This is a genomic window from Schinkia azotoformans LMG 9581 (assembly GCF_000307855.1).
Taxonomy (GTDB): domain Bacteria; phylum Bacillota; class Bacilli; order Bacillales; family Bacillaceae_J; genus Schinkia; species Schinkia azotoformans.
In genome coordinates, this window is record NZ_AJLR01000163.1 from 1 (window position 1) to 5,855 (window position 5,855).

4 protein-coding genes are annotated in these 5,855 nt (G+C 36.0%); all 4 read right to left on the reverse strand.

Annotated features, from left to right (window positions below; all coding sequences use genetic code 11):
* Positions 1 to 302: 302 nt before the first annotated feature.
* Positions 303 to 614: a hypothetical protein gene (locus BAZO_RS20970; protein ID WP_003333497.1), complete on the reverse strand. Its 312-nt coding sequence runs from the start codon at positions 612 to 614 to the stop codon at positions 303 to 305.
* A gap of 88 nt (positions 615 to 702) precedes the next feature.
* Positions 703 to 984 carry a hypothetical protein gene (locus tag BAZO_RS20975; RefSeq protein WP_003333498.1) on the reverse strand — a complete coding sequence of 94 codons (282 nt, stop codon included), beginning with the start codon at positions 982 to 984 and terminating at the stop codon, positions 703 to 705.
* A gap of 49 nt (positions 985 to 1,033) precedes the next feature.
* Positions 1,034 to 4,138 carry an RHS repeat domain-containing protein gene (locus BAZO_RS20980; RefSeq protein WP_039957890.1) on the reverse strand — a complete coding sequence of 1,035 codons (3,105 nt, stop codon included), beginning with the start codon at positions 4,136 to 4,138 and terminating at the stop codon, positions 1,034 to 1,036.
* On the reverse strand, positions 4,104 to 5,855 hold a 1,752-nt coding region (locus BAZO_RS20985; protein ID WP_039957891.1), incomplete at its 5' end, for an RHS repeat domain-containing protein. The genes BAZO_RS20980 and BAZO_RS20985, both read right to left, overlap by 35 nt.

Here is a 5,855-nt window from a genome sequence, read left to right on the forward strand (position 1 = left end):
AGTTTGGTGAGGATAAAACCGGGTTTTCTGTCATCAAATGACTCGTGGAATCTAGTTTGGTGAGGATAGAACCATGTTAACATCATCAAAGGCAGTCCGTGACTGAGATGGTGAGGGTAAATGTAAATTATTGCCATCAAAGGAGCCTAATCCTTTTTTGCCGGGGATGAAAGTATTTTATGAACCCTTAAATTCACCCCATTTGCCTTCAATACCATTCGGGTTGTTACTGTGACGTAACACTAGTGACCAAAACAATAAATAAAATTTTTAACTCCTATTATTTTTGATTATATTTTTTATTAGTCCTTAGATTCACACATTGTAAAAATTCTTAGTCCAAATATTTTTACCCAATATTTAAATGGAAAGTATGCAAATATAGAAATAAAAATACCAGTAATACCCAAAGTAAGGGGGAAGAATATCAAATTGATCATTCCTGCTAAAATCCCCGTAATTTTAAAATCCCCAGCATTAAAATAAACATTTTGACTAAAAAAACTTATTAGCAATCCAATTAATCCAACAAAAATTCCAAGAGCAATCTGAATTACAATGTTTAACTTAACAAAAGAGCTAAATTTAATATTATTAATTTTAATTTCTTGCATAGTAATCAACCTTTCTAAATTTGATTATTATAAAGCCAGTCCCTTTTCGGAAGCTGACTTTACATAGAACCATCGGTTTTTATGAAATTTATATTTTTTTCTTTATTTTATCAATTAACTTTTTACAACTATTATAAATTATTCTATTTTGTAAATATGCATATTTAAACCATCTAAAAAGAAATAATAACCATAACAATATTGCTAATCCATATAAAATATTAAGTCCCAATTTTATAAAGAAATTGTTGTTTGTTCCAAAAAAGTCTTTATAGAGGTTAATTAAAATTCCTATACTAAAAAATAAAACAAAATTAATAAAAAATCCGGCATTCATATTATCTCTCTTGTTTTTTAAATCATCAGTCATTTTATTCACTCCTAAAATAGGAGGGCTAATAGACCCTCTCTATTCCAAATTAGGATCCTTCTTCAATTTCTATTGAAAGTCCCCACCCAATCAATCCTGTGCCGAGGAAACCCTTTATCACAAAAACATCATCACTAATACCTGCAAGGCCTTTAATTCCAGCACTTAGAACACTTCTAGACAACTCCACTTTTACATTATATTGATTAAAAGGGATGGTAAACCCTCCTGTTAATTTAGCAAAAGTAATTTCTCCTCCAAAACCGTACAAATCAGGACCTACCCCATATTCAATGTTCGCATTTAAATATGAATTCTTTCCCTCAATTTCACCCCATTTACCTTCAATACCATAACCACTAAATCCTAACTCTCTTTTACTGGAAACATTACCGACCTTTTCACCCTTATTAATAATTCTTCCTGCATAACCAGACATTCCTGCATACGTCTTACTTTTCAGAATATCCCTGGATTTATCGTATTTTTTTGTAACTTTATTATCCTTACTAGTTACATTTGATTTAATACCTTGTGCATTAAACAGTGACTTAAAAAATTGACTTACTTTCCTTTTTACCTTTTTATATAATGATTTGATTTTTGAGAAGAACGATAAGCCAAATGGGTCGATAAACCTAACTGGATTGTTCGCAGTGTATACGTATAAATTAGCTGATGGCACGATGTCCCTAGTAAGATACCGACCTATCAATGGGTCATAAAACCGTATCCGCAAATAATACAGCTTTGTTTCTTCATCATAAAAATAGCTTGCATATCTGAATGGATTTTCTTCTCGTAGAAGCCTTCCGTTCCCAGTTTTCGCTGTTCCAGTTGCTGTGATGATATTACCGAATGCATCGTATTCATAGGTTACCACCGTAGTTCCGGTTTTATCCTTCAACCCGATGATATCCCCATGACCGTTGTGGACATAATAATAATTGACCGCAGTTCCACTTGTATAATCGGTCATTGTGACTAAATCGCCCGTGTAAGTCCGGGTGAAACTGTAAAGGATTTGGTTGTTTTCATCGGCAATATACGTTAAATGCCCAGCATCATAATAGTATTGTTCGGTTTTCTTACCATACACCACTTTCTTTGTCCGTTTGCCCTCATAATCATAAGAATAGGAGGCAATGGCTACTACTGCATTTGCCTGCTCAACATACGATAACCGATTAGATGAATCGTAGTAATATTTATGACGATCATCTCTAATTTGATTTCCATTCTGGTCATACTGGTAAAGACTTGAAGCCCCATTTACGGAACTAATTTGATTGGCAGAATCATATTTAAAGGTTGTCTTCGTTCCGTTCTTTGTGATCGTGAGTCGATTCCCATACGAATCATACTGGTAGGAAATAGCGGATAGGATTGCTCCATTACTTGCAATTTTTTGTTCATTTGTTAGACGACTGGCTAAATCATATTGAAATGAATGTTTTGACCCATCATTATAAGTTATAGTCGTTGTATTTCCATCGGCATCATAGGCATGCTTTTCCCGGCTTAAGATGACACCATCCGCTGTTTCTAAACGATATTCCTTCAAATCACCTAGCTCATTGTATTCGTAATAAGTGTTATAAGCCTTTGTTCCATCTGATATAAACGACTTTTTCAAGCGCCCTGCTTCGTCGTAAAATTGACCAACTTGCTCCTTATTCGGTCCATTTAAACTAGCCATCATCCCTGCTTGATCATAGTCATAACGATAAATGGCATCTACACCTAACTTTTGGGTAATAGAGGTATGGGCAATGGTTGTGATTTGGCCATTTGCATTGTACGTATAATTCACAGAACGACGGATGCCATTAATCATAGGATACGTTATACTTTTCACTTCATCAATTAAAGCATCCAATATATAGTCCGTTACTTCTTGACCGGAAGTACTCGTTTGAATAACCTGGGTTAGATTATTATTTTTATCATAAGAAAATGCCCAGCTATTATTAAATGTAATGTCTTGTTTTGTTTTAAGTCGATCCAATGAATCGTAAACAAGTTTAAGTTTAGTATTATTCGGAAATGATACAAGTTCCAAATTGCCGTTTGCATCATAATCATAGATGGTTTGATTCCCTTTTTGATCTTCATGTGTCCTGATTTGATTTCGTTCATTGAACGTTTGTTTCATTTGGCTTTTCCAGACCACATTGCCATTTACAAGCTCATAAAATCCGAGGTTGAGAATATTTCCATTTTTGTCGTAAATAATCTGGTAGATTGCATTTGTTGCCTGATTTTCAATATACGTTGGTCGGTCTAAAGTATCATATCCGTATATAATCTTGCCCCCACGGGGCAAAATGACATTTGCTAAGTTACCTTGAGGAGTCCGTGCAAGTGACATTGAATATCCTAAGGGATTCGTGATGGAGGTTACATAATTTTTATTCGCATCATATCCAAGTTGAGTTAGAACAGGCTTTGTCAACCAATTAACAGCATCAAAATAAAGAGTCCCTGCTGTAGGTGCCAAGGTTCCAATCGATAATTTGATACTTGTAGCAGCAGCATTTATCCTCTTAGCCTCATCATAGGTTAAAACGACTAAAACACGCGTCCAATCATCATTCGATTGAGTTATTGTTTTACTCACTTTTTCCCCTAAATAATTTCCAGTTCCATCATATAAATCAAATTTAATAATTCCTCCGCCACTGGTTACCTTTGCTGCTGTTCGAATCATCGCTGTCGCAACATACGTTTCTCCTGCTTTTAGGGGTTCGTTTTGTTTATTTCCATAGAAAGTCCATCCACCTGTATTTGAAAAACTAACAAAATGTTCGCCAATAAAAGATTTAATATCCCGATTAGAAGTTAGCCATTGAACATTCGCTGTTGTCTTATCTTGGATATATAATTGCCATTGATCTGGAGCACCGGTCTTTTCCAGATCGTATTCAAAGCTATTGTTTTGTGCCAAATTGTATTCACTCATGATCGCATTTGAAACACTGGATGCCCGAACAACAATTTCATCAAACCACACCGTTGCATTTGGTTGGTTTTCTAATTTCACATAGATACCTAGGCTTTTAAAAGCATTTGGTATAACAACGCTTCTTTCTGTATATTCCCATGGGTGATCGTATTTATTATAAATTAGCACCAAACCAATCCGGCTGCCCATTATTGACGGTCGGCTCCTTATAATCAACTCGTAATAATATTTGATAAGCACCACCACTTGAAGATACCCCTTGAGCCATCGACCATCCGGCGAACGTTATTTGAACACCATCTGCACCGGAGACATTGATGTCCTGACCAAGAAATTTATTTTGTGAAGTACCTACAAGTTTTAAGGAGTGGTTTCCTTTTTTCTTATTGACGATATTGATTCCGTCTTTTATGTCATCTAGGGTGCTAGCTTTAATTCCCCAATAATCAGGCCATCCAGAATTATAAATATCTGTTTCAAAGCCTGCGTTAATTACAAAATTCTGGTCTGTAACTTGTGTTCCTTCCTCCATTTGAATGTTATCAAACCAGGCTGTGCCACTCTCCACTAGGAGTGTTATTTTAGCATAAGCTGCACCACCCGGAGATGCTACGCGCCCACCTTTTTTGATCCATTCTTGGACTAAGCCTTTTGTATTAGCTAACCACGCACTTGAGCCTATTAAACTTGAGGTTGTTTTGTCCCGATACCAATCAACCTTTACATCAGCTATAGTCGTATTATACGTTTGAATAATCCAACTAACGGTATATTTCATCTTTTCATGAACGGGGATAAAGGATGAAGCCATCATGGCCCGATCATTATATCCTGTAGATCCCATTTTCAATGAGTAGTTGCCGTTTTTACTGGCAGAGCTTTTCTCAATCGTCCCTTGACCGGTTTTCAACCATTGCATAGGTACGTTCGTTGTTGAATTCCATTCTTCAAATCCGCTATTCATCACTAAATTATTCCCAATGGCGATCGGAGTTGAAGCCCAGATTAAATTTCCATGTGTATCATATTCTTTAACGGAGGCTCCTGAAAGAGGATTCAATTGGACGGTTTCGTTATCCTTTTCGTCATAATAGTTCATTTCCGTCGCTCCGCCAAAGTCCGTGGCTTGCTTAAGGGTATCCTTTTCCCACTTAAAAATGGCTGCTTGACTCTTGGAATTAGTCAGACTTGTTAGGTGACCTTCCTCGTAGGTTAAAATGGTTTCCAATAATCTGGGATCCTTTGTACTTGTTAGTTGATTCTCTGAATCCCACTCAAAAAAAGTTTCATAGTTAAGTCCATTTGCATCTTCAGTAATTTTTATTACATTTCCTTGTGCATTTAAAGTGTAGAGGGTCACAATTCCCTTGGGATCCGTAACTTTTATATCTGCTCCATAGGAAAAATAGGTCGTATACGTATGTTGAACCATATCATTAGTCGTTACATATTCTTTAATTGAATCTACTTGATGTTTTTGTACGTACGTAAAACCTTTAGGATGGGTAAGGGTATACTCACCAATATAGCCAATTGAAGTTGGATTTGCATTTGGATCATAGACAGTAATAAGATTTTCCTGGCTATCATATTCATAGGAAACTTGCTGCTTAACATTATTCGCTGCATCTAACTTTTGCACCATTTGTAATTGCCCATTCGAATAGTACGAATATTTCACCGTTGGGATCTCTGTCCCTTTGATTGTATCCAGTTTCCCATTTGCGTTAAAAGTGAACCTTATCGTTCGTCCCGATGCATCCGTGATGGATTGAAGCGTGCCATCCGAAGTATAGCCAATATCCAAAATATTCTCATTAGAATCAAATATCGCTTCCAACTTCCCCGTGCCAAAGTCAAAATAATATTTCGTTTTTGTTTGATCGGTAAGAATATAATAAGCTGG